This window comes from Enterococcus sp. DIV2371, assembly GCF_050498525.1.
Lineage (GTDB): Bacteria > Bacillota > Bacilli > Lactobacillales > Enterococcaceae > Enterococcus_B > Enterococcus_B mangumiae.
The window spans coordinates 2,970,247-2,992,862 of record NZ_JBIPAJ010000001.1; the positions used below are offsets into that span (position 1 = coordinate 2,970,247).

At 39.7% G+C, this 22,616-nt stretch carries 21 protein-coding genes; all 21 read right to left on the reverse strand.

The annotated features are described in order from the left end of the window. Nucleotides 1-113: 113 nt before the first annotated feature. Complete coding sequence (locus IGL24_RS13960) at nucleotides 114-1,034, reverse strand: LCP family protein (RefSeq protein ID WP_207699323.1); 921 nt, start codon at nucleotides 1,032-1,034, stop codon at nucleotides 114-116. 46 nt (nucleotides 1,035-1,080) lie between these two features. Beyond that, complete coding sequence (locus tag IGL24_RS13965) at nucleotides 1,081-1,443, reverse strand: DUF7006 family protein (RefSeq protein WP_207115045.1); 363 nt, start codon at nucleotides 1,441-1,443, stop codon at nucleotides 1,081-1,083. A 46-nt stretch (nucleotides 1,444-1,489) separates the two neighbouring features. Then, nucleotides 1,490-2,950, reverse strand: coding sequence for a helix-turn-helix domain-containing protein (locus IGL24_RS13970; protein WP_207699324.1), 1,461 nt, complete (start codon nucleotides 2,948-2,950; stop codon nucleotides 1,490-1,492). Between the two features lie 14 nt (nucleotides 2,951-2,964). Beyond that, nucleotides 2,965-4,065, reverse strand: a complete 1,101-nt coding sequence (wecB, locus tag IGL24_RS13975) for a non-hydrolyzing UDP-N-acetylglucosamine 2-epimerase (protein WP_206853907.1) — start codon at nucleotides 4,063-4,065, stop codon at nucleotides 2,965-2,967. Then, on the reverse strand, nucleotides 4,062-5,126 hold the full coding sequence (locus tag IGL24_RS13980; protein WP_207115047.1) for a glycosyltransferase family 4 protein: 1,065 nt from the start codon (nucleotides 5,124-5,126) through the stop codon (nucleotides 4,062-4,064). Before IGL24_RS13980 ends, wecB begins: the two co-directional genes overlap by 4 nt. Beyond that, on the reverse strand, nucleotides 5,123-6,538 hold the full coding sequence (locus IGL24_RS13985) for a lipopolysaccharide biosynthesis protein (protein ID WP_207699325.1): 1,416 nt from the start codon (nucleotides 6,536-6,538) through the stop codon (nucleotides 5,123-5,125). Before IGL24_RS13985 ends, IGL24_RS13980 begins: the two co-directional genes overlap by 4 nt. Before the next feature lie 8 nt (nucleotides 6,539-6,546). Beyond that, entirely contained in the window at nucleotides 6,547-7,602 is a 1,056-nt protein-coding gene (locus IGL24_RS13990) for an O-antigen ligase family protein (RefSeq protein WP_429968501.1), read from the reverse strand. Between the two features lie 47 nt (nucleotides 7,603-7,649). Further along, entirely contained in the window at nucleotides 7,650-7,799 is a 150-nt protein-coding gene (locus IGL24_RS13995) for a hypothetical protein (protein ID WP_429968502.1), read from the reverse strand. Beyond that, nucleotides 7,796-8,542 (reverse strand): WecB/TagA/CpsF family glycosyltransferase, encoded by a 747-nt coding sequence (locus tag IGL24_RS14000; RefSeq protein ID WP_206853922.1) that lies wholly within the window; start codon nucleotides 8,540-8,542, stop codon nucleotides 7,796-7,798. Before IGL24_RS14000 ends, IGL24_RS13995 begins: the two co-directional genes overlap by 4 nt. Further along, nucleotides 8,542-9,192 (reverse strand): sugar transferase, encoded by a 651-nt coding sequence (locus tag IGL24_RS14005; RefSeq protein WP_206853923.1) that lies wholly within the window; start codon nucleotides 9,190-9,192, stop codon nucleotides 8,542-8,544. The genes IGL24_RS14000 and IGL24_RS14005 overlap by 1 nt, the downstream gene beginning before the upstream one ends. A gap of 12 nt (nucleotides 9,193-9,204) precedes the next feature. Then, nucleotides 9,205-9,846, reverse strand: coding sequence for a CpsD/CapB family tyrosine-protein kinase (locus IGL24_RS14010; RefSeq protein ID WP_206853925.1), 642 nt, complete (start codon nucleotides 9,844-9,846; stop codon nucleotides 9,205-9,207). Further along, nucleotides 9,846-10,580, reverse strand: coding sequence for a YveK family protein (locus IGL24_RS14015; RefSeq protein WP_207699327.1), 735 nt, complete (start codon nucleotides 10,578-10,580; stop codon nucleotides 9,846-9,848). The genes IGL24_RS14010 and IGL24_RS14015 overlap by 1 nt, the downstream gene beginning before the upstream one ends. 41 nt (nucleotides 10,581-10,621) lie before the next feature. Beyond that, nucleotides 10,622-11,875, reverse strand: a complete 1,254-nt coding sequence (locus IGL24_RS14020) for a nucleotide sugar dehydrogenase (RefSeq protein ID WP_207699328.1) — start codon at nucleotides 11,873-11,875, stop codon at nucleotides 10,622-10,624. After that, nucleotides 11,872-12,336 (reverse strand): hypothetical protein, encoded by a 465-nt coding sequence (locus tag IGL24_RS14025; RefSeq protein ID WP_207699329.1) that lies wholly within the window; start codon nucleotides 12,334-12,336, stop codon nucleotides 11,872-11,874. The genes IGL24_RS14020 and IGL24_RS14025 overlap by 4 nt, the downstream gene beginning before the upstream one ends. Nucleotides 12,337-12,421: 85 nt before the next feature. Further along, nucleotides 12,422-16,030: an immunoglobulin-like domain-containing protein gene (locus IGL24_RS14030; protein ID WP_207699330.1), complete on the reverse strand. Its 3,609-nt coding sequence runs from the start codon at nucleotides 16,028-16,030 to the stop codon at nucleotides 12,422-12,424. A gap of 560 nt (nucleotides 16,031-16,590) precedes the next feature. Beyond that, entirely contained in the window at nucleotides 16,591-17,700 is a 1,110-nt protein-coding gene (locus IGL24_RS14035; RefSeq protein WP_207699331.1) for a hypothetical protein, read from the reverse strand. A gap of 216 nt (nucleotides 17,701-17,916) precedes the next feature. Next, the gene (celB, locus tag IGL24_RS14040; RefSeq protein WP_206853936.1) at nucleotides 17,917-19,272 is read right to left on the reverse strand and encodes a PTS cellobiose transporter subunit IIC; all 1,356 of its coding nucleotides are present in this window, start codon (nucleotides 19,270-19,272) and stop codon (nucleotides 17,917-17,919) included. Further along, nucleotides 19,273-19,791 (reverse strand): hypothetical protein, encoded by a 519-nt coding sequence (locus IGL24_RS14045; RefSeq protein WP_206853939.1) that lies wholly within the window; start codon nucleotides 19,789-19,791, stop codon nucleotides 19,273-19,275. A 21-nt stretch (nucleotides 19,792-19,812) separates the two neighbouring features. After that, on the reverse strand, nucleotides 19,813-20,133 hold the full coding sequence (locus tag IGL24_RS14050) for a PTS cellobiose transporter subunit IIA (RefSeq protein WP_206853942.1): 321 nt from the start codon (nucleotides 20,131-20,133) through the stop codon (nucleotides 19,813-19,815). 12 nt (nucleotides 20,134-20,145) lie between these two features. Then, nucleotides 20,146-22,125 carry a BglG family transcription antiterminator gene (locus IGL24_RS14055; protein ID WP_207699332.1) on the reverse strand — a complete coding sequence of 660 codons (1,980 nt, stop codon included), beginning with the start codon at nucleotides 22,123-22,125 and terminating at the stop codon, nucleotides 20,146-20,148. A 20-nt stretch (nucleotides 22,126-22,145) separates the two neighbouring features. Further along, entirely contained in the window at nucleotides 22,146-22,460 is a 315-nt protein-coding gene (locus IGL24_RS14060) for a PTS cellobiose transporter subunit IIB (protein ID WP_206853948.1), read from the reverse strand. Nucleotides 22,461-22,616: the final 156 nt, after the last annotated feature.

Consider the following 22,616-nt stretch of genomic DNA (forward strand, 5'->3'; position numbering starts at 1 on the left):
CAATGGTTTTCAAACAAAAAACAGCCACTCCTATTGTTCACATAGGGATTGGCTGTCGACATCTATTACTAGCTATTCAAATGAAAAGAGCGCTTATTTATCATTCATTCCTTCTATTTCAACTGATTTTTCAATTCATTTTGAATGCGTGTTAATTCTTCTTCGGCGATCATCTGATAAGAGATGCCATGTTCGCCTGTGACACCATCTCCTGTAAAGCCAACACCCGTTAGTTGCTCAGAGTTCACATGATTCAGTGCCGTTCGATAGTGCCTAAAAAGCATTTGGCTCGTTTCCCATGAAATATTCGTTTGGGTATTTTCTCCAATAACATCAAGCATCTCTTTATAGTTTGCTAACGTGTTGACTGATCTTGCTTGATCCAAAAAGCCAGTCAAAATTTGTCGTTGTCTATTTTGTCTCCCATAATCGCCATCTGGATCTTCATAGCGCATGCGCGAATACTTCCGTGCATCTTCGCCATCTAACTGTAATTTCCCAATTGGAAAATCAACCCCTTCATAATGAAAGCTAAACGAATTATTGACTTCAACTCCGCCTACAAGATCTACTAATTCTTTCATTCCTTTTAAATCGATTTGGGCATAATAATCGATTGGGATGTCTAATAGATTTTCTACTGTTGCTATCGAGGTAGAAATGCCCCCAAAAGCATACGCATGATTGATTTTGTCATGGAAGCCTTGACCAATGATCTCTGTGTAGGTATCTCTAGGAAGACTAACTAATGTCGTCAGCTCTTTTTTTGGATTGACCGTGGCAACGATCATCGTGTCTGTTCTTCCATGTTCTTCTCTTTCCAGATCACCTTCATCTGTTCCCAGTAGTAAGATTGAAAATGGATCTCCTGCAAGATAATCCAACTCTGTTTCTATTCGCTCACTCGCTTCATAAGACTCATTGACCGTTGCTCGAATGTCAAAATAGATTTTCCCCACGTATCCTACGACCCCCAGAGTCATAAGTACGAGTACAGTCAATATAGAAAGAAATACTTTTTTTCTGCCAGACATCTACGTTCCTCCGATTTTATTTTTTGCCCATCTGGATTTTCGTCTTCTATTTCTCACTGAGATAGATCAATCCTTTTGGGACCTTTTGATTCGTCGCAATACCTGTCAATAAGCGATAGTAAACGTTCTTATCCTTTAAGATCATTTCTACAACCTCTTCTTCCGACAATCCCGTTTCTTCAAAAAAATCATGCTGCAAAAAGTCTAAAAACATTTGTAATTGCGCATCGATTTCTAATAATTCAGCGAATTGTTCTAAAATATTGTCGTAAGTTGTCTGACAAATCCCTATAAACCGTTGATGCAATTCGACACAAACCTGTTGAATAAGAGGAAAATCCTGCAAGTGACAAAGTTCATCGTAATTTTTTAAATAGGTAATAGGTGTCACCTGTACTTTTTTGATCATGATTTCTTCCTTTCATCTGGAAATTTATTTTGTTCATCCACGTGAGTTAAATCCTAACATCTATTAACGACATCAATCGTTGCCAATCGGTATCATTTGGGATTTTATTGAAAAGCAAACAAGTCTCAGCACCGGAAAAATTAGACAGATGCTCTGCATAATTTGTCACAATAATATCGAATTGATTGGTTTTGAAATAACCATGACTGATGTCTAATGCATTGGGAAAATAAAGTTCTTGATAGCTGCCTAGATTTTTCCGAGCGGTGACTTGGATCCGCTGTGAAATAAACTGATTGCCTTCTAATAAAAAAGCGATTTTTTTGGGCTTCCCCCAATATAATTCCTTTAAGCAATCCATCAAGATCGTAAAAACTGTGCTTACATCTTCAATCGTTTCTAACGTAAAACAAGGAATCCCTTTCAACTGGTTTCTTAAAAACTGAGTATTTTTCTCCACTTCTTCCGGAAACTCTTTTTTTACGAATGTATTCAAATCTGGAATCACCGTATTTAACACTGGAGAGATTTTATGTTTTAACATCATGTTAGAAAAAAAGGACTGAATAAACACGGTACTACTTTCAACTGCCCCATGTGGTGGATCGATTTCCTCTAAGTACCGTTCAGTAAGATGTATGACTCGAGGCTCTTTTCCTAATTTATCGCAAAATATCTTTTCGAGATCAACATCAAAAACGGTCCGTTTACTGAGCGTCAGTGCATAAAAGTAAATGATTTCTTTTTCGCAAATGGGCATTTGTAAATGATTAGATAACAATTTTTTTAATTTTTTTAGTTCTAGATAGTATTCTTTACGGAACAACTTTACGATTCCAGGATCGAGTTTGACGTAATGACCATGAGAAGTTCGCTCTAAGATAATGTAGATCATGTAACAAATCTCTTCAAAAGCCACATTTGAAAAATCTCGACTGAATTCCTCTCCTTTCAGATCCAAGCCGATCTCCTGGATGATCAACGGAGGAAAGACGGTATGAGGGGTGATATCAGATTCGTAGTAAAAGTTAAAATAAAAATGTCGGATATTCACTTCTTCACCAATCAGATTCACCTGGCTTTTATTGATACTTAGATCGTAACGAGCAAGAATCGGTTCGATTTTCCTTAAATACCGCATCAATGTTGCTGGAGAAAGGAAAAAAATATCCGCCCATTCATTGATCGAAAGAATCTCGCCTAAAAAGATACTTTCGAGTATTTTGAACATCGGTTCATTACTGATCATTGCTTTTTTTTTATCAAAATATTTTTCTATATCCAGTATTTTCAGTTTATAGCCAATGTTGGATGTTTTCATTTCGATCGAATCATTGAAGTATTCCTTGATATTTTGCAAATCTTCGATGATCGTGCGACTGGAACTTTTGATTACTTTCGACAATTCACGTATCGGTGTATACGCAACATGCTCCATATATTCTAAGAGATGCAACCATCTCAATGTCGTTTTATTCGTAACAAAAGATGATTGGATTTGTCTCATAACTTCACCTTCTCCTAATTAAAATAGCTTTTTAATTGTTCAATGATCCGGCTACTCGCCTGACCATCCCCATAAGGATTTTTTGCCTGTGCCATTTCCTGATAAGCTTGTTGATCTGTTAATAAATGGGTGATTTTCGCATATACCTGTTCTTCTTCCGTCCCCACCAACTTTAGTGTGCCTGCTGACACACCTTCTGGTCGTTCAGTCGTTTCTCGCGCAATCAACACTGGAACTCCTAGTGAAGGTGCCTCTTCCTGTATGCCACCGGAATCTGTCAGGATCAAGTAGCTCTTTGAAAGAAGTTGATAAAATTCTGGCGTATCCAATGGCTCGATCAGTTGGATATTGGTCTGTTCTTCTAAATACTGTTGCGCGATTTCTCGTACTTTTGGATTTTTATGGACCGGAAATACCACGTTTAGCTCTGGGTATTCTACGGCGATTCTTTTCAATGCTCGAAAAACATTTTCCATCGGCGAGCCAATATTCTCACGGCGATGCATGGTCACTAAGAGGATATTCTTCTCCTCATGCTTTAGCAGGCTTGTCTTTCTTTCCTCCAACGTCTGATATAAGGCATCGATCGACGTGTTGCCAGTGACCAGTATTCGCTCTTTAGGATGATTTTCTTTCCAAAGATTTTCTTGGCTTTGTTCCGTCGGAGCGAATAAAAAGTCAGACAACTGATCGATCAAGCGTCGATTCATTTCTTCTGGAAATGGGTCTTGCTTATCGCCAGTGCGTAGGCCGGCTTCCACATGACCAATCAAAATCTGCTGATAAAAAGCCGCAAGTGCCGCTGCTAATGCCGTCGTTGTATCTCCATGTACTAACACGAGATCCGGACGTTCTTCTTGAAAAACAGCTTCTAATTTTTCCAAGATGCGACTCGTCATACTAGACAATGTCTGATTTTCACGCATGATCGCTAAATTGTGATCAGACACTAGCTGAAAAGCTGCCATGGTTTGATCCAGCATTTCCCGATGCTGTCCTGTGACGAGCACCTTGGAAAGAAAACGGGGATCTTTCTCTAATGCTTTGATTACCGGCGCCATTTTGATTGCCTCTGGTCGAGTGCCAAAGATTGATAATACCTTTATTTTCTTCATAATGCTCCTCTTTTGTTGTTTTTTTGTAACAAAGAAAATTGCTTTCTATAAATCTCATGCCATTGGGCTAAATAAGGTTGTAATGCATAGTCTTCTGCAATCGTGCTTCTAGCTGATCGACTTAACTGTAAACGATGGTCTTCATCTTGTAACAGTTTTCTCAATCCCTCAAGCATTGCTTGTGTATCTCCCGCGTCCACTAAATAACCATTTCTGTCCTGTTCGATCAATTCAGGGATGCCGCCTACTTTTGTGGTTATGTTTGGGATACCGGCTGCCATCGTTTCTAAAATCGCCATCGGCAAGCCCTCATGGTAAGATGGCAAGAAGTGTAGCACCGTTTGTTGAAACAAAGTTGGCAATTCTTCTTTTGCGACCCAGCCATTCAAAGTTACATTATGGATGTTTTCGCTTTTGATTTGTTGAGCGACTTCTTCGTTTTCTTCATCGCCATATAGCATGAAATGTATCGCTGGAAACTCTGCCTCACATGCTTTTGCTACTTCTAAAAGATCAAAACTCCCTTTTCTCTTACCGATTCGACCAAGAGTGAGGATCCAACTTGCCTTTGGCTCATACAGATTTTTAGAAGGCAGTTCTACGGCATTTGGTAAAATAGCGATTGCTGTATGGGTCAATGTTTGATAATACGCTGCCCAGCTATTGCTTAATACTACTAACTGATTCACTCTCTTTAAAATAAAGCGTATCCAACATTTAATCAAAGGATGTCCATTTTCATAAAATTGATCAAACTGCGAAGCGTGCATGTGGAAGATCGTCCGACAGTGTCTCGGCGTCAATAGTAAGAGGAGGCTCTTCCGATAAAAGCTCCCCTTTTGTGCAACATGAAAATGAAGGATATGACATTTTTCTTTTTTGATATGCGCACGAAATGTCATGAAAGCTTTACATTGTGTCCAAAACCGCCCTTTTTCTGACCATGTTTGATGGAAGAAAAATTGCAAGCCTTCTGGCACTTTTGCAGTTTTAAAATTCTGGATAACTGTAGCGATCCCTCCTTGGGCATCTGGATCAGGTCCAACGATCATAATATTCATACTTCTCTGATTTTCCTTTCTTGGACAAATGTTTTGACGATTTTCAGTTCGTGACGATAAACGATGAGCACGATACACATCAAAAGCAACACCAGTCCTTTTTCTAGCCAGAATATTCGGTTAAATGCGGTAAAAAGAGCAAAAACATAAAGTAACAGCGCTAAACTCACTTGTCGTTTGACTGAAAAACCTTCCCAATGCTTCATCGAAAAATAGGTTCGTGAAAAAAAGAAAAGCAAGTAGCCAAAACCTGTTGCGATCGCTGCACCTGTCGCACCTAATAGCGGCACAAGTAATAAGTGAGTCATCCCTGCGGCCAGTACTGCCACTAGCGAAGCAGCGATATTCAACTGGCTTTTTTTGGAAAAAACGATGCCTAAATTCGTCGTTTCACTGATCGTCATCATCAAAGGATAAAAGGAGAGTAGCGGAAACAAATACTGCGCTTCACTATATTCACTAGATAGCAATAACACGATCCCTTCCTTAAAGAGAACCATGAACAAAAAGCAAAAGGATAACAGGAACATCATCAAGTGACTGACACGCTCATAGTAAAATAGCGGTTTGTTTTTTTTGTACCATTCATAGGCAGTCGGAATCCAAAAATTCGCAAAACTGACTTGTAAGACCATCAATGCACTCGCTACCTTAAATGCAGCAGTATAAATGCCCAACGAAGCAAAATCAGCAAAATGCCGCAACATGACTTTGTCGATGATCGTCAATAAACTATAGAGAAAAGTACCTATCACCGTTGGGAGACCAAAACGATACAGATTTTTGAGCAACGTTTTGTCGATCTTAGTAACGAGTGGATAAAAGAATATGCTATTCCCGATGATCAGTACGCAATCCCCTAAAATTTGGCCTACTAACATGCCATAAACGACCGTAATAAAAGTAGGACTGCCAAAATAAAGAAATAGCAATGTGAACAATAAAATGATGAGCTTGACCAAGATACTATAAACCGAAAAAATAAATGCTTTATTTTGCATACGAAGATTCAATAAAATAAAACGCTCAAAAATCAGGAAAATCGCTGATAAAGCTAACATATAGATCGCATGAGTATAGCTCGGATCTTCAAATAAAATCAGTGAAAAGTGCTTCGCATAAAGAACCAAGTTCATCGCTAAAACAATAGCACCAATCAAGGGAATCATCATCGCTTGCTGCAACAGCGCCTTCTTATTTTCATAGTCATGGTATTCTCGGGTAAACGCCTGATCAAAGCCTAGATAGATCACATAGATCAAAAACGTCTGCGCAAGAAAAAACATACTCGTTTTTCCGTATTCTTCTGGACTTAAAAAGGTCGTCGTCACTGGTAAAAGTACCAGATTCAAGACCGCTGAACCTAACGAGCCAATCGAGAAAAAGCCCAATCTTATAAGTATTTTTTTCAAAAAGCACCTCACTCTTTCTCTGTTAAAATAATCCCACCACAAATCAGTCCTAAAAACGTAGAAGACAATGCAGAATACAGAACGTGACCGGCAAAAAAGCTGTAAAAAAAGACAACGACCAATGCCAAACTATAGACTGAACGTTTACTTGGTTGAAAGGCTAAATAGAGAAAATAAGCACCCATGATCAGCAACAAACTAGTTCCTAAAAAACCTTGACCAAAGAGTGTATCGAAGAAATCCATTTCAATCAAGCCTAAACGCCCAAAGTTCGCTAAACGATACTCGAATCCTTGTCCAAAAATCATGGTAAAATGACGCCACTCATCTTCTAAAAAAGCAGACATGCCACCAATCAAAAAATCACTCCGAGAACTAGAGATCAAGCGGACCAAATCGCCATCGAATAGATGATAAAAATAAACCAAACGTAAATAAGTCCCTTCAACGGCTTGGATCATTAAAGGAAACCCTTGTATGAATAACCAAAAAATACCAAAAAAACTAAACAACCAAATAAATAACTGTTGCATCAGTGCTTGTCGTTTGATTCCTTTGACTAATCGCCACAAGAGATAAAACAAGGTGACTAGTCCATAAAAAATGCCCGTCTTCGTGCCAACAAGGACTAAACAAATGAAATTCCCAGCAAATAGACCACCTAAAAAAAGTGAGCGTCTATGTGTTTGCTCTTTGATTGAGTCAATCAATGCTTGAACAGTAAAAGTAATCGAAACAATAAACGCAAAACTTGTATCATTGTTTGCAAAGAAATAACCTTTATAGCCAGCATCAGAATTGTCATAAGTTTGATAGCCTAGCCCTAAGAGATAGGGAATCAGTAATCCAAGTGTAAACAGAACACTGATAATGATGAATAACCGATCATAACGGACTTTGGAAATCAGTTCCTTCCGTTGATACACAAAATAAGGAATCAATATCCACAAAAGATATTTGACATACACCGACAGATCCGCAATCATCCACGACCAGGAATACTGTAAGAAAACAGACTGTAGTAAGAAGATCACAAGTGTGGTCGTGATAAAACCATAGGTCAAATACGTATAATAACTACGTGTGATCCTTCCCAAAACGATCATAGTGATCAGAAATAAAAAAAGAGCAAGCGATAAGCGACACCAATCGGAAAACGAACACCGATACTTAGAAACAAGCCATTCAACACATCGATGATTGGGAAAATCGCCACAGTCCACATAAAAAAAGTGAGGATTCTCTGATTTTTTATATTCATGCGTTCGTTCGCTTCTCTCGCCAAACCGTTCTTAAAAAGCGGAGATTGCCTTTGATGTAGCGATCAAACATCCTGATTGGCTCTTGAATGAAACGATAAAACCATTCTAGGCCTGTCTTTTGCATCCAAAGAGGCGCACGCTTTGTCTTACCTGCGACGATATCAAAACTTCCACCGACTCCCATTGCAAAGGGAACTTGCAACACTTCTCTAAAAGTTTCTAGCCAGATTTCCTTTTGAGGGCTGGAAAAAGCAACAAAAAGGAGATCCGGTTTTGCATTTGCGATTTTTTGAGCGATTTTCGGAGACTCTTCATGTGAAAAATAGCCATGATGGTAGCCTGCGATCGTAAGATCAGGGTATTTTTTTTGATCATGTGCGACGACAGAAGCCACGACTTCTTCTGTTGCACCGAGATAATAAGGACGCCAACCTTTTTCCGCAGATAACTTTACTAATTCACGAAAGAGATCGATGCCGGTGACTCTTTCTGGCACATCATAGCCCAAATAATGTGCCGCCCAGACGATCGATTGGCCATCCGCAGTAATCAGCGCTGCACGATTGACGATCTTTTGTAACTCGGGATCTGCGTGCATCAAATTTATTTTACCTGCGTTTATTGAAACGTGTTGTGCATGGATACCTTGTTCAATCATTTCTTCGACTGCAGAAACAGTCTCAACAAACGTCAACGGATCTAACTTACTTCCAAGAATCTCTATTCGGCGCTGTCTATTCATCAAAAAGCTCCTTTAGATAATAAGACTGTCCCGATCGTCTTCACAAAAATTTTCAAGTCCAACCATACAGTCAAATTTTCGATATAGTAGAGATCCAACACGACCATTTCATGAAAACTCAATTCGTTCCGGCCACTCACTTGCCAAAGTCCTGTACAACCAGGAGTGATCGTCAGTCTTTTTTTGTCCGTATCAGAATACTCTGCCACTTCTCTTTCCAAAGGAGGACGTGGACCTATCAGTGCCATTTCGCCTCGTAAAACATTTACTAATTGTGGAAGTTCGTCCAAACTCGTCTTTCGCAGAAAACGACCGATCTTTGTGATACGTGGATCATTTTTTAATTTGAACATCGGCCCTTCGATTTCATTTTTATCTAAAAAATCATTTAAGCGTTTCTCTGCTCCTGGATGCATCGTTCGGAACTTATACATTAAAAATGTCTGTTCGTTTTTACCAACTCGCACTTGTTTAAAGAGGATCGGTGCTTGCCAGTCGCAACATTTTATACTCACACAAATTAGGAACAACAATGGGCTAAGCAATACTAGAAGAAATAAGCTTATAAAAAATTCGATCATACCTTTCCAATAGATATAGCGATTCGGCGCAACACGTAACTCTTCATTGTCAATTGTTGGTCTATCCATCTTTCCTTCTCCTTAGTAATAATAATTCTTGGCATTATCTGTTCCATTCAATACAACACCTAAGATATTTGCATCTACCATTCTTAACTTTTTCACTGAGTTTTTTGCAGCTTGTTTGTTTGTTTTATCGGCATGAACGACAACGACCACACCGTCTACTTTCTTCGAGAGGATCAAGGCATCTGAAACGATATTGATTGGAGGCGTATCAATGATCACTACATCGTATTCCTGTTTGAGCTGCTCTAAGGTAGCGGTCAATTTGGGTGATGAAAGCAGATCATTCGGATTCGGCAGAATAGGTCCACTCGTAATGATTGAAAATTCAAAATTTTCCAAATTCACTCGTTGGATACAACTAGCGATTGAAACATCGCGACGCATATAATTCGACAATCCGACATGCGCCTCTTTCATAAAACGCTTATGTTGCGTCGGTTTTCGTAGATCCGCATCAATCAACAAAGTACGGCTGCCTTTTTGTGCATAAGCGACCGCCAAATTTGCGGATACCGTAGATTTCCCCGTACCACTTTCCCCTGAAGTCACTAAAATCGTTTTTACCTCTTGTTGCGTACATAAATACTCGATATTTTCTCTAATCAATTTATATTGCTCTCTCGTAATCGAATAACTTTCTTTCATACTTCGCATCACACACGCGCCCTTCGTCTCGTACTTCTTGGAGGATTCGGCTCAAATTTAGGTATTTGCTTTTCTTTACTCACTTCACCTAGTATTTGCAGCTCCAGGATTTCTTCAATCTCTGTCGTTGAAGAGAAGCTTCTTTCCAATACAAGCAAGACAAAAACGAAAGTGAATGCCAGTAGTAAGCTAAAGAAAAAAGTCAACGTGAGCAGAAGAAATCGATGAGGACGAGTCGGTCTTTCATTGGGTAAAACCTCATCTTCCGCTAAAATCGTCACATTATCGATATTCATAATACTTGAGATCTCCTCACTGAAAATCTTTGCAGTCGTATTCGCGATCCTCGCAGCAACTTTTGGACTTCTGTGGTAAGCATTGATTTCAATGATCTGCGAATTTGTTGCATTTGAAACACTCAATCGTTCACTTAATTCTGAAATACTATAGTCTTCATTTAGTGCTTCACTGACCGCATTTAAAATCCTTGGACTCAAGATGATCGCACTATACGTATTGATTAGTTGAAGATCAGCTTGGATCATCTGCGTTTCTAACCGTTGCCCTGTCGAATGATCAGCTTGACTGACCAACAGCTGCGCACTTTTTTGATAGATCGGTTCAGCAAACAAATGAAGATAGACAAACATGCTTAGTAAGGGAAGACTAATGATCATAAAAATCCAGCCTTTTTTTTGCTGCACGACTTGCTTTAATTTTTTGATATTTATTTCTTTTTTCATCACGTTTCCCTTTCAGTATCATTAAATCCCGACAAAATAAGTTACTTTGTTACTGGTAGCTTCCCAAGCGAATACGCCTGTTCAAAACTGCTTATGTTCGTTAAAATATTTTTCGTATCAAAAACGACCGCTTGATTCATTTCTTTGATACTTTCTGTCGGGATTTCTTTGAATACATCATGATCACAGAGAATCACTGCCAGATCACTCCCTGAAAGAGCTTCATCTAACTGCGATACATCCGAAGTTGGCACGTAGGGATCATAAGTGACTACTTCATAATTTGATTGCTGTCTTAACCTTGCAACAATATCGATTGCCGGACTTTCTCTCGCATCATCGATATTGCCTTTATAGGCAAGTCCTAAAATAGCGATTTTTCCGTCTTTATGATCAGGTACGATTTCTTTTATTTTTTTGATAATAAATTCAGGCATATTTGCATTGATCTCACGCCCTAACTGAATCAGCTTTGCTTCTTCCGGTGCGGCTGCGACAACAAAATATGGATCAACTGCCAAGCAATGACCACCAACGCCAGGCCCTGGCTGATGAATATTCACACGAGGATGCTGATTGGCTAATCTAATCACTTCCAACGCATCAATATTTAAACGATCGCCTATTTGCACCAGTTCGTTGGCTAAAGCAATGTTCACATCACGATACGTATTTTCCATCAATTTTGATAACTCCGCTATTCCGGTAGAAGTTCCCAACATCTCCCCTTGTACGAACGTCTGGTAGATTTTCTTTCCTTGTTCGATACAGGCAGCAGTCATCCCACCAATGATTCGATTATTCCTAACCAACTCTTCAAATATTTTCCCTGGCAATACGCGTTCAGGGCAATGAAGTAAATAAAGATCTTGTCCGATAACGAATCCCTCTGCTTCAAAAAATGGTGCCACCAGGTCTTCCATCGTACGTGGCTGGATCGTGGATTCGACGATGACCGTATTGCCTTTTTCGACATAAGGCAAAACTGCTTGCATTGCCGCCTTCAAGTACATCAGATCACAGCTGCCATATTGGTCTTCTTTATTTGGCGTCGGAACGGCAATAATAAAAGCATCGGCTTTTTCTGGGACAAGTTGTGCTTTGAATTTTTGATTTTCTAATGCCTTTGCTAGATACGTCTCAATCTCTGGTTCTTCAATCGGGGCTTGTCCTCGTTGTAAAGAATCCACCACCACTTCAGAAATATCGACACCCACTACCTCTACTCCATAATGCGCAAAGGTGATTGCTGTCGGCAATCCAATGTAGCCTAGCCCAATAACGTTTATCTTCATTCGTTTTTAACATCCCATTCTGCTAATTGATCTTCACCTGTTTGGTAGATCAACTTACTTGCTTGTTGCTCCTCTTCTAGTTCAAAGGAAACATTTCCAGTAAGTGATTCCCCCACGGCAATTTCATTTCCAAACATCGCCATCGTATGATCCAACTCGACCAAGTCACCGTTCTCTGTTTGTAAAAGAAAATCGATGGAGCCTAAGCCCGCAGAAACTGAGCCCATATTTTCGCCAGTGATCGTAAAAGTATGCAAGACACGATCGCCATCTTCTGTTTTCTTCTGGTTGATTTCCTGTTTATCGATGCTGATCTTTAGACCGCCAACAACCGTTTGCGGTTGTGTCACTTGTTTTGCTGCATCGCTACTAGCGGTAGCATCTGTTTTCGTATCCGTTTCATTCGAACAGCCTGCAACAAACAACAGTATAAGTAACAGACTAAGTAACTTGAGTTTCATTTTATCTCTCGCTTTCTATAGTGAAAGGGTCCCTTGCATGGATTGAAATACAAGGTCCCCTTCATTTCTTCCAAAAATCGAATGTTTATTCGACGATCGTTACGTTTGCTTTTGCAATGATCTCTGTACTTTGATTTCGGAATCGATGGACGCCATAAATCGTCACTTTACTTTCTTTGGTGATACTGCTTGCCTGAGTAGCATTCAGGTAAGCTGTAAATTTCCCATCAGCAAATGCACTGACCCAAAGTGTCAATCCATCAATATCCAAACGACCAAAATTGATATCTTCTCCCGTATAAGTCCCTGTGATAACTCGACTTCCCAATCTGTAGTCGTCAGGGGTGATCGTGCCGGTAAATTCTCGGTTGATCGACAGAATACTGCGGTCTAATTCTGTTTCGACTGGACGACCATTGATGATTTTCTGTTGGTAACCGACCAACTCTACTTTTTCAGCATCACGTATCATATGACGAACCGTTTGATTGACAAAGTACGTGAACGTTTTTGTCGATGTGTTGAAGGTACCGCCCCATGAAACGGACTGACCGTCAATGATCAAATTAGCTAAATTGATATCCCCAGTAAATGACCCAGTGATGAGATTTTCTGTTACTTTAAATGGCTCCGGTGTAATCGTTCCCGCACCTCTGACTACCTCGACTGGCTGGCGGACAAGACGATGATCGACTGTTTGTCCATTCGTTCTTTCTCGGTGGAAGGTTTTGATTTCCACTTTTGCAGCCTCTCTCACCCGATCTCTATAACGAGCGTGGACAAAAAATTCAAACGTCCCGGCCTCTTGATCAAACGTGCCGCCCCAGTTGCCTACTGATTCCCCATCAATCAATAGATTGGCAAAATTGATGTCGCCACTGAACGTTCCAGTAATTGTTGTTTCCGTCGGTCGATAGCGATTCGGTGTCAGTGTTCCTCTCAATTGGGCGATCACTGGTACTTCTTTCACATCTAATACTTCGATGGCTTCGCTATTTCCGCTGACTTGTCGATTCAACGCTTGGATCTCTACTTTGTCTTCTGCTTTGATATTGAGATTCCCTACGAAGAAAGAGAATGTCCCATCTGGGTTGAATGTTCCGCCCCACACATTCGTAGACGTTCCATTGATGATCAATCGAGCTAAGTTCACATCGCCAGTAAAGCTTCCAGTAATCGTTGCTTCTCCTACCCGATACTGCGCAGGTGTGATCGTCCCAGCTAAATCTCTTTCTAATTCGACTCTTTGTCGATCTAAGACTCTGCCGTTTTGATCCAATGCTTCGATTTCTACAACGTCATCCACCGATTGAATGCGATTACCGACAAAAAATTCAAATTTCCCATCAGCAAATGTCCCCCCACGGACAGATACTCCATTGATATGGACACGAGCAGAAACCACATGACCGGTATAACCACCAGTCAGGAAAAGATTACCCGAAGAAACGTTATATTTATTTGGTGTGATCGTTCCTTCCGTGCTTGCTGGATCAATCACGACCACTGTTGAAGCGATATTCGATGTCAGTCCATCAATACTTGCTTGTGCAAGGATCACTGTGCCCAAAGGCTGAGGGTCGATTTCTAGTTCAAACTCCCCGTCGTTATCAACTGTTCCTGTTGCGATAACGTCACCATCCACCTTGATTTCGATTTGTGCATTTGGTTCGGCTGTCCCCGTCACAGTCGTTGAAGTCGTTGTTACTTCATTCAATGTCGTAGCTGCGATCGTTGCTCTGACTACGATCGTTTCTGCAATATTCGAAGAAACACCATCCAATGTGGCTTGTGCCGTAACAACTGTTCCTGCTTCCTGCCTTTCAATCGTCAACGCATAAATCCCATCACTTCCCACACGTCCAGTAGCTAAAGTGATTTCCCCTGCGCTAATAATGATCTCCGCATTCGGTTCAGCTGTACCTGTGACGCTCGTTGAGTCTGTATTCAAGTCTGAGATCGTCGTTTCTGCAAGCGTGGCTTTTTCACTATCTCCCACGATCGTTTCTGCTACAGAAGTAAGCCCATTGATAGTTGCTGTCACACTGACCTTAGTGCCGACTGATAAAGCCACATTGGCAGGAATAGTCACTTGATACGTGCCATCACTTCCTACACGACCAGTCAATGTTGGTTGCCCTTCGATCGTGATGGTCAAGCTAGCATTCGGTTCTGCTTGTCCAGTGATCTGAGTAGAGGCTGTGGTCAATTCATCAATCGTTGTTTGCTGGATCGTTGCGCCAGCAACAAAGTTTCCTGTGACGATTTTCCCAACTCTTCCACTATTGAATGTCGCATTGAATCTTGCGTCATTTGATTGGATCTGAGAAGTGATTTGCTTTATAAGATAGCTGTTCACTGAAAACGAGCCTTGGTTGAACTCCTGATAATTAAAGGTTGGATCACCTGAAAAATTCGCTCCCCTTGCCCAAGTTTGTATTCCTCTAGAAGAACGGATCGTGTAATTTGTCGTTCCTGGATAAGAACCGATGGCGCTACCATTTCTATGATTGTTTTGGATGCGAACATTGGACCCTTCTTCAAAAGTGCTTGATTGTCCCAAATTAATGGCAGAAAAAGTACTTCGACCAACAACATCTAACGTTCCACCAGACGAAACGTGCAATGATCCTCTTAATCCTAATGCTTCTTGTGTTTTCTGCGTATTTGGTGCACTAGAGATTTTAAATGTCGCCCCAGAAGCAATCGCTACTCGAGAACTACTTCCTTCAATCAATACCGCTTTCACTTTATTTCCTGAATTATTTTGTGACACGTCGAGCAAACTGTTAGACGCCAAGTTGATTTGTCCACCATTAGTAAGATGGATCGCACGAGCAGTCCCATTATTGTTGGCATGGACAGATGCGCCAGTATCCACATTCACTCGGCTATTTGCATTCGCCCAAATCAGTGAACCCGCATTGATTTGATTTTGTCCTAAAAAATTCACAGAGGAATTATTGCCATTTAAATACAATAAACGTCCCGTTGCGTGACTATTTTCATGAATCACGTTGGTAAAGGACACACTTGATGTTCGATTTTGATAAATCGTATCCGTCGCGCGAGACACGATGCGCACGTTGCTGATACTCAATCCTTGATTCACAGTATTTCCATATAGGCGAACATTGTTTGCAAAGGTCAAAGTATGACCATTTCCTTCAATCGATTTCGTTGTCCCTGTCCATGTCACACTGCTAGACATAGTGATTGAATTCGCTAAATGGATTTGCGTGACATTCGCATTAGCTAACGCCGTTCTTAATTGTGCATTCGTAGATACTTGGACTACATTTCTTGCTAAATGAGCCTCAGCTGCTTCTATTTCTTCAGACTCATCGACTTCTGTTTCGTGATTTTCAGCGATTTCTGGCTCTGAATCTTGAAGCTCTTCTGTCTCCGCTTGTTCTTCCGCTTCTACAGGATCGACAAGCTCTTCTGGTGATTCTTCACTTTCTGGAACAAGTTGCTCCTCTTCTACGTTGTCGGGCTGATTTGTTTCATCCGGATCAACGATTTCAGCAGATGGTAAATCAGATAATAAATCATTGGATTGAATCAATTCTGCCACTTCTGGTGAAACCGGTTCATGTTCTTCTGTTGCTAATGCAGTAATCGGCATCATCGATAAGGTCAACTGACTGACCAACAATAAGCCAGTTGCTTTTTTACTCATTTTTTTATTCATAGTTAACTCCTTTTTTCTTTATGTGAAGCAAGATGATCGTTCTGACACTTCCTTTCTTGTCTATATAAAAAAACATTCTTCGTATCCATTGATCAGTGAAAACATTTAGCTACTTTGAACGTGCTTCACTTTTCAACTTAAAAGACAAAAAGAATATTCTTTATTTATTGCTTAGAATAAGGATAATTTAACATGTTTGATTCTGAATGGTTAAATCAACTTTTGCACTCCGGTATGTAAAACGTGTCTTTTGTCAATGGAATTTAGAAAAAATTATGATTAAATATTTCAAATATAAAGTTATAATAGCTTGTATCCTTGCGTAGTAAGACAGGAAAAGGCTCTCACCCGTTTGTTCTTTTTCTACGGACTAAATCATGTTTTTTAAAAGATCATTTGTCATTAAAAAAGTTACCAAGAAATCAAGTTTCTTCCTCTGTTTCTATCTCATTCACTAAAATATACAAAAAAACCGAGGCTCAACGTTATGCCAGATAACAGTTGATTCTCAGTTTCACTTGATTTATTTACTTTTTAAGCACTTTCTTAGACGTATCTATCTAAAGACATATACAGTGTCCTCTAAAGATTTTCTTTCTTTTTGGTTTGCTCTTTTCCGCTTGTTGCTTTGAAAACGAACAAATCGACTGAAATGTTTTTAGGTTTGCTTGTTGATTTTTACTTGAGATCGGTAAGACATCGGGCTGGTTTGGTTTTCGTTTCTCTTGTGGCTCTTCACTCAAAATCGGTAAGACATCCGTTTGGTTTGGTTTCAGCTTCGCTTGTGGCTCTTCACTCAAAATCGGTGAGACATCGGGCTGGTTTGGTCTCAGCTTCGCTTGTGACTCTTCAATCAAAATCGGTGAGATATCGGGCTGGTTTGGTGCCAGCTTCGCTTGTGACTCTCCACTCGAATTCTGCAACTCATTGGATTTCCCTTCATTCGCCTTCTTGGCAAGCAACCGATTTATTCTTTGCTTATTGTATTTTTTCCATAATCTGACGTATTTCCCTTTGATCCATGGCGCTGCTACTTCTTTATTTTCTTCAATAAATATGACTTTATCTTTCAGATCTGCCCACTTTCGAAAAAGCGCTCGTAGCTCCCTGTTCGTATGTTTCCCATCATATTTTTTTGCTCTCGCTTTACTGAATACCGCACGCATATCGATGCCATCTAAGATAAAATATATATACACATGTGGATGATCTTTAGCCATATCGATACCATTTTTACACCCTCTTTTTATGACACCCCATACATTAATCATTTTATTTTCTTCATTTTTGTAACAAATAACACACCCATCTCTTAGCAATTTTGGTGCTTTCATCGCTTCTTTAAAAATGGAGAGCAACTGATTTTTAGGATTTTTTTCCATGCTTTGATAATATTCATCCCATAAAAGAAGCGTTTTTGATTCTTTCATCAAGTAGTTCGGCCATTCCTTAGAAAAATTTTGCCAAGCTTCTAATGAGGTCAGTTTTTCGAGAGAAGTACGGATCAATCTGTTCAATGTTACATTATAACTATCAATTACATATCGATAGAGTTCACCTGTATTTGGTCTCTCAGTGAGAAGCCATTCAAATTTTCCTTCAACAACTGCACTGAAAAACGCACTTCGATACTGTTCCATCCCGTAAAGTAATACTCTTTTTTCTTCCATTTACCCTTGTCCCCTCTGTATCAAGTCATTTATTACTTTGTATTTATGCCGAAGCTATGAACATCTACTCTAACAGTACACAAGGTTGTTTTTTCTAAACGCTCCATATTTTCTCGTTATTTAACATATATACTCCGCTTATCTTTCATAACACATCACAAAAAAACTCAGTGACACCCTTCTCCACGAATGGTCACTGAGTTTATTAGTCTAGAATTAAGCCAATGAACCTTCTCGTGCTAATTCTGCGGCTTTTTCTTTTTCTTCAGTTAATAATTTATTGTCATAAAACTTGATGAATGGTAACCAGATGATGAAGCCAAGAATCGCACACAAGACAGCTAAGACAGCCGCTTTCCAGTCACCACCACTACCGACAAATGCACCGATCCCCACTGGTGAAGGCCATGGCATTTGCGCTAACATCGGACGAACGATTTCTAATTTGATGGCAAAATAGGCTAACGATGCCGATGCCATTGGTGCTAAGAAAAATGGCACTGCCAAGTAAGGGTTATAAACGATCGGCATACCGAAAATGATTGGTTCATTGATATTAAAGATCCCTGGGACTAATGATGCTTTCCCTAACACTTTTAATTGGTCCGATTTTGCCATGAAAGCGATAAAAATGATCAAGCCTAATGTTGCCCCAGATCCACCGACTGTTACGTAAGAGTTATTGAACTCACCGGCTAGTGGATAGTTGGCGCCTTGAGCATTTGCTGCCATATTGGCTAACACGATCGGTGTCAAGAAGGAGGTGATGATGTTTGCCCCATGAATCCCCACGATCCATAACGCATGGATCAAGAAATAAATGACCATGATCCCGATCCACGTATTCGTCAAATTTGTTACAAAGCCAAAAGGAATCGCAATCATTTTGAAGATATCTGTGCCTAAAGCGACTAAGGTTCCATTGACAATCATGACCACAAAAGCAATCACAAACGTTGGGATCAATGCGGTAAACGAACGTGAAACCCCAGGAGGGACTACATCTGGCATTTTAATGACGAAGTTTCGTTTGACACATAGACAGTACAATTCAACTGCGATGTAGGACATGATGATTGCGGTAAAAATACCTGAAGTCCCTAGACGTTCGACAAATGCCCCCATACGTACACCACTGACCACTGTTTCTGTATCTGTCATGCTAGAGATCAAGCTGATTTTTCCATCTGAAATGATCAACTCAGGAATACACATGAAGAAAGCAAAAACAGATAATAGCGCACCTGTTAGTGGATTGACGTTCAATCCTTGTTCATCTCTTTCGATCGAAGTTAATTCATAAGCAAATACAATAGCAAAATAAATGGATAGTATCCCCATCGTCATTGTGTTGACGATCATGTACAAATCACTGACTTTGAAGAAGGTAGCATTGAAAAATCCTTCTAAAAACGGAAATGGTAACGGCAAAATATTTAAAACTAAAAACATTGAACCTACGATCGTAAAGGGAATCGACGCCATCCCCGCAGCCATTACTGCACGTACGATCTTGAATTGTGCCACTTTCCCCATCGGTCCCATCAAATATTTCTGTAGAAAATCAAACATTTACTTACTCCCCTTTCCAAAATGTACTACACGTTCATACTCTTTGATTCGTTGATAGTGACGATCAGTATTCGCATGGATCTTATTCAAGCGTTGCTGACAAAACAGACAGATCAGTAGACCGCTTACAATGACAAAAAGGATCAATGCTTGTCCACTCGAACCTTGTGCCATAAAAGGAAATAATTCAGAATAAACAGGCGTAAAGACAGCTAATGCTAGAAACACATTGATCACCGCTTGCAATCGAAAATAATTTCTAGTAACCGAAGCGTTATTTTTGTGTGTACGATAAAGTGCTACTTGTTCTGCGACAACTGGTAAAAGAAAGAATAATAGCCCTAATGGTAGCCAAAACAGAATACTGCTTGCAAGTAATAAAGAGACCAACCAATACAGATTGGTAAAAAAGAAACCAGCCGTCAAGTAGCGGATGATCAAGTAACGATTAAAGTACAAGACTTTCAAGCTAAACGCTTTTTTCTCTAACTCACGTTGTTTTTTCTCAGCCTCACTCATTTTCCCACCTCCGTTCTTCTTTTATTTTTGATACAAATAACTCATTTCTTTGGCTACTTCCAATAAAGTCATCGTCGTCATCAGATGATCTTGTGCATGGACCATAATAATCTCCATTTCAATCTTTTGACCACTCGCATATTCTTTCAATAAATGCGTTTGTGATTTATGGGCTTCTAAAATTTCCTGATTTGCTTCGTCTAGCTTATCTGCGGCTTCTGTAAAACTTTCTGCTCGTAACAAAGCAAATGCCTCGTGGATCAATGTTCGGGCATTGCCACTGTGAAAAATAATATCAAAAGCGGTCACTTGGAGCTCTTCACTCGTCATTTTCTCCGTCATCAGGACTCCTCCTTAGTAAATCATTTTCATAAATTGTTGATTAAAATTTTCAAACGTTGGTTCCGCTAAAATCAGCTCTTGCAAGTCTAAGCGATCAATAAATTTAACGATCGCCTTTGTCACCACAGTGATGCCTTCATTTTCAATACAAGAAGGAGAAACGAGAAAGACAAAATGAATCGCCTCTTGTTCGTCCCACGTCATCCCATCAGGTATAACGCCGACGGCAATTTTGGCAGTCGCACCAACTGGGATCGCTGGATGTGGGACAACCACTTGTTCACTGAAAACGATCTGGCCCATTTTCTCACGACGTTCGATTTGGTGATACATCTCAGACGTATAATTTTCCGTTTCACCTTCTTGTAAAAGTGCTAATAAGTCAGCAATCACACCTTCTTTTGTTGGCGCGGAAGTATAGACTTTAAACCAGTCACAAGAAATCTGATCTTCATAAAATGCGATTTTTTCTTCCCTCAGTGATACGGATTCTCGTGTTTTCACCAAACAACTTGGTCGATATTCCTCGATCACTTTCCGAATCGTTTGAACATCTTGTTCGTTCAAGAAAACACTGACATGAAGGACAGGTACTTTGAAAAACATTGTTGATAAATCAATGGAAGAAATGATCAAATCCACATTTTCTAATGCTTCTTCATTGATTTCGTAATAGCCCTTCACTTGCGTCACTGCAATATTTTTTCCAAATTCACTCAACACGCGATTTTTTAACAGTTGCGCACTACCGTAACCTGTCGCACAGATGATCAATGCCTGTAGTTTACAATCCACCTTATTTTTTTCAATTGCTGCCATTAAATGAAGTGCTAAATAGGCCCACTCATCCTCATTGATTTCATATTGATGTAAGGAAGGCATTCGACTGAAATACTGTTTCGTCAATTCAAAAGCTTCCGGATCTTCTTTCTTGATTTCCTTTGTTAACGGATTTTCCAAAGCGATTCCTCGCTCTAAACGTACCAACATCGGTTCTAAATGATTCAATAAACCGTTTCTAAATTGATAATCTTCTACTAATGACTGACCCAAAACCTGTGCCAATTCATTAAGAACGGTCATTAGTTCTGTCACTAGTTCCTGATTCTCTCGCTTACTGTTTTGATTTGACTTTGCCATCAAGTGTAACGCTAGATAGGCAATCTCATCTTTAGGAAAACGAACCTTCATTACAAGCTCGATCCGTTTCGTAATATTCGTAGCTGCTTGATACTCCGTTTCATGGATCTCTTTTCCCGTGATTTCAGGTACTTGGATCTCAAACCCAGCACGCATTCGCTTGATTGCCAAGGCTAAATGTAACGCTAAATTTTGGATCACAAAATCGGACACTTTTAATTTAGACTCACGGATTTCATCCAAGATGATGATCACTAATTCTTCAAAATTGATTTCTTGAAAAAACTGGCTGTTGCCGAGGTATTCTTTTAAAGAATTCGTATATTTATTCCCAAAGAACGTATCCATGATCACATGGCGCTTGTCTTGTTCTTGGCCCTCGATCCACATCCCTTGTTTGTGCTTAGAAACCACCTTCAACGAATAATCTGCTAGTTTCTCTTTGATTTCTTGGATGTCATTCACTAAACTCGAACGACTGATATATAACTCTTCTGCCAAGTCATCGATCACGATGGCACGATCTTCCAGAAGGAGTTTATTTAAAATATACTTTTTTCGGTCTTCTGAATCGTAAAACTCGGTCACCTGATCACCATATTCAACAGTGACTTCTCGTTGCTTTAAAAATAGCGCAAAAGCAAGCTTGTTGACGACTTCTAATTGATAGCCTTGCCCTTGTTTTGCAATAAGTTTGCCCCCATTTTTTTCGATGACTTCATTCAATGTTTTCAAATAGTTGCGAATCGTACGGTCAGATAATAATAATTCAGAAGCGAGGTACTGGCTTGTAAGATATTCTCCTTGATGATCAATCAATTGCCGCAATAACTCTTTTTCTGTTTGTTTCATTAATATCTTCCCCTATTCGTCTATATATTTTCCTCGATCAGCTCAGCTAACTTTTGGATACCTGTAGGGATAGGAACATACGCTTGGAAAGGTATACTAACGACCGGTTTCCCTACTGTGTTTCCTAGTTTAACAAATTTATCTAAGTACATCGTGGTTTGGGGGCTGATCAAGAATAAATCAAAATCACTTGTTTTGATTTGATTGTCTCCTTCTGTTGCAGAAACCGCATCAACAAATACTTCTTCCCCTTTTCCTTTAAAATATTCTGTTGTTTTTGATGCCATCATCGAAGAAGACATTCCTGCGGCACAAATAATCAATGCTTTTTTCATTACGATCACTCCTCTGATTTTTTGATTGGATTCCTTAGCTTCACTATAAAATGAAATCGCTTTCTTATCAAAATAGATTTTTCCGTATCGCTTAGGAAAATAGTTATCTATTTATGTACAAAAAAAAGAAGTCACACAATTGTGCAACTTCTTTTC

Coding starts and splice junctions, on each gene's coding strand:
- IGL24_RS13995 (WP_429968502.1), bottom strand. CDS start 7,799: ATGAATATAAAAAATCAGAGAATCCTCACTTTTTTTATGTGGACTGTG.
- IGL24_RS14045 (WP_206853939.1), bottom strand. CDS start 19,791: ATGAGTGAGGCTGAGAAAAAACAACGTGAGTTAGAGAAAAAAGCGTTT.
- wecB (WP_206853907.1), bottom strand. CDS start 4,065: ATGAAGAAAATAAAGGTATTATCAATCTTTGGCACTCGACCAGAGGCA.
- IGL24_RS14005 (WP_206853923.1), bottom strand. CDS start 9,192: ATGGATAGACCAACAATTGACAATGAAGAGTTACGTGTTGCGCCGAAT.
- IGL24_RS13970 (WP_207699324.1), bottom strand. CDS start 2,950: ATGAGACAAATCCAATCATCTTTTGTTACGAATAAAACGACATTGAGA.
- IGL24_RS13980 (WP_207115047.1), bottom strand. CDS start 5,126: ATGAATATTATGATCGTTGGACCTGATCCAGATGCCCAAGGAGGGATC.
- IGL24_RS14030 (WP_207699330.1), bottom strand. CDS start 16,030: ATGAATAAAAAAATGAGTAAAAAAGCAACTGGCTTATTGTTGGTCAGT.
- IGL24_RS14025 (WP_207699329.1), bottom strand. CDS start 12,336: ATGAAACTCAAGTTACTTAGTCTGTTACTTATACTGTTGTTTGTTGCA.
- IGL24_RS14050 (WP_206853942.1), bottom strand. CDS start 20,133: ATGACGGAGAAAATGACGAGTGAAGAGCTCCAAGTGACCGCTTTTGAT.
- IGL24_RS14055 (WP_207699332.1), bottom strand. CDS start 22,125: ATGAAACAAACAGAAAAAGAGTTATTGCGGCAATTGATTGATCATCAA.
- IGL24_RS13960 (WP_207699323.1), bottom strand. CDS start 1,034: ATGTCTGGCAGAAAAAAAGTATTTCTTTCTATATTGACTGTACTCGTA.
- IGL24_RS14020 (WP_207699328.1), bottom strand. CDS start 11,875: ATGAAGATAAACGTTATTGGGCTAGGCTACATTGGATTGCCGACAGCA.
- IGL24_RS14010 (WP_206853925.1), bottom strand. CDS start 9,846: ATGCGAAGTATGAAAGAAAGTTATTCGATTACGAGAGAGCAATATAAA.
- IGL24_RS14000 (WP_206853922.1), bottom strand. CDS start 8,542: ATGAATAGACAGCGCCGAATAGAGATTCTTGGAAGTAAGTTAGATCCG.
- IGL24_RS14015 (WP_207699327.1), bottom strand. CDS start 10,580: ATGAAAAAAGAAATAAATATCAAAAAATTAAAGCAAGTCGTGCAGCAA.
- IGL24_RS13965 (WP_207115045.1), bottom strand. CDS start 1,443: ATGATCAAAAAAGTACAGGTGACACCTATTACCTATTTAAAAAATTAC.
- IGL24_RS14035 (WP_207699331.1), bottom strand. CDS start 17,700: ATGGAAGAAAAAAGAGTATTACTTTACGGGATGGAACAGTATCGAAGT.
- IGL24_RS14060 (WP_206853948.1), bottom strand. CDS start 22,460: ATGAAAAAAGCATTGATTATTTGTGCCGCAGGAATGTCTTCTTCGATG.
- celB (WP_206853936.1), bottom strand. CDS start 19,272: ATGTTTGATTTTCTACAGAAATATTTGATGGGACCGATGGGGAAAGTG.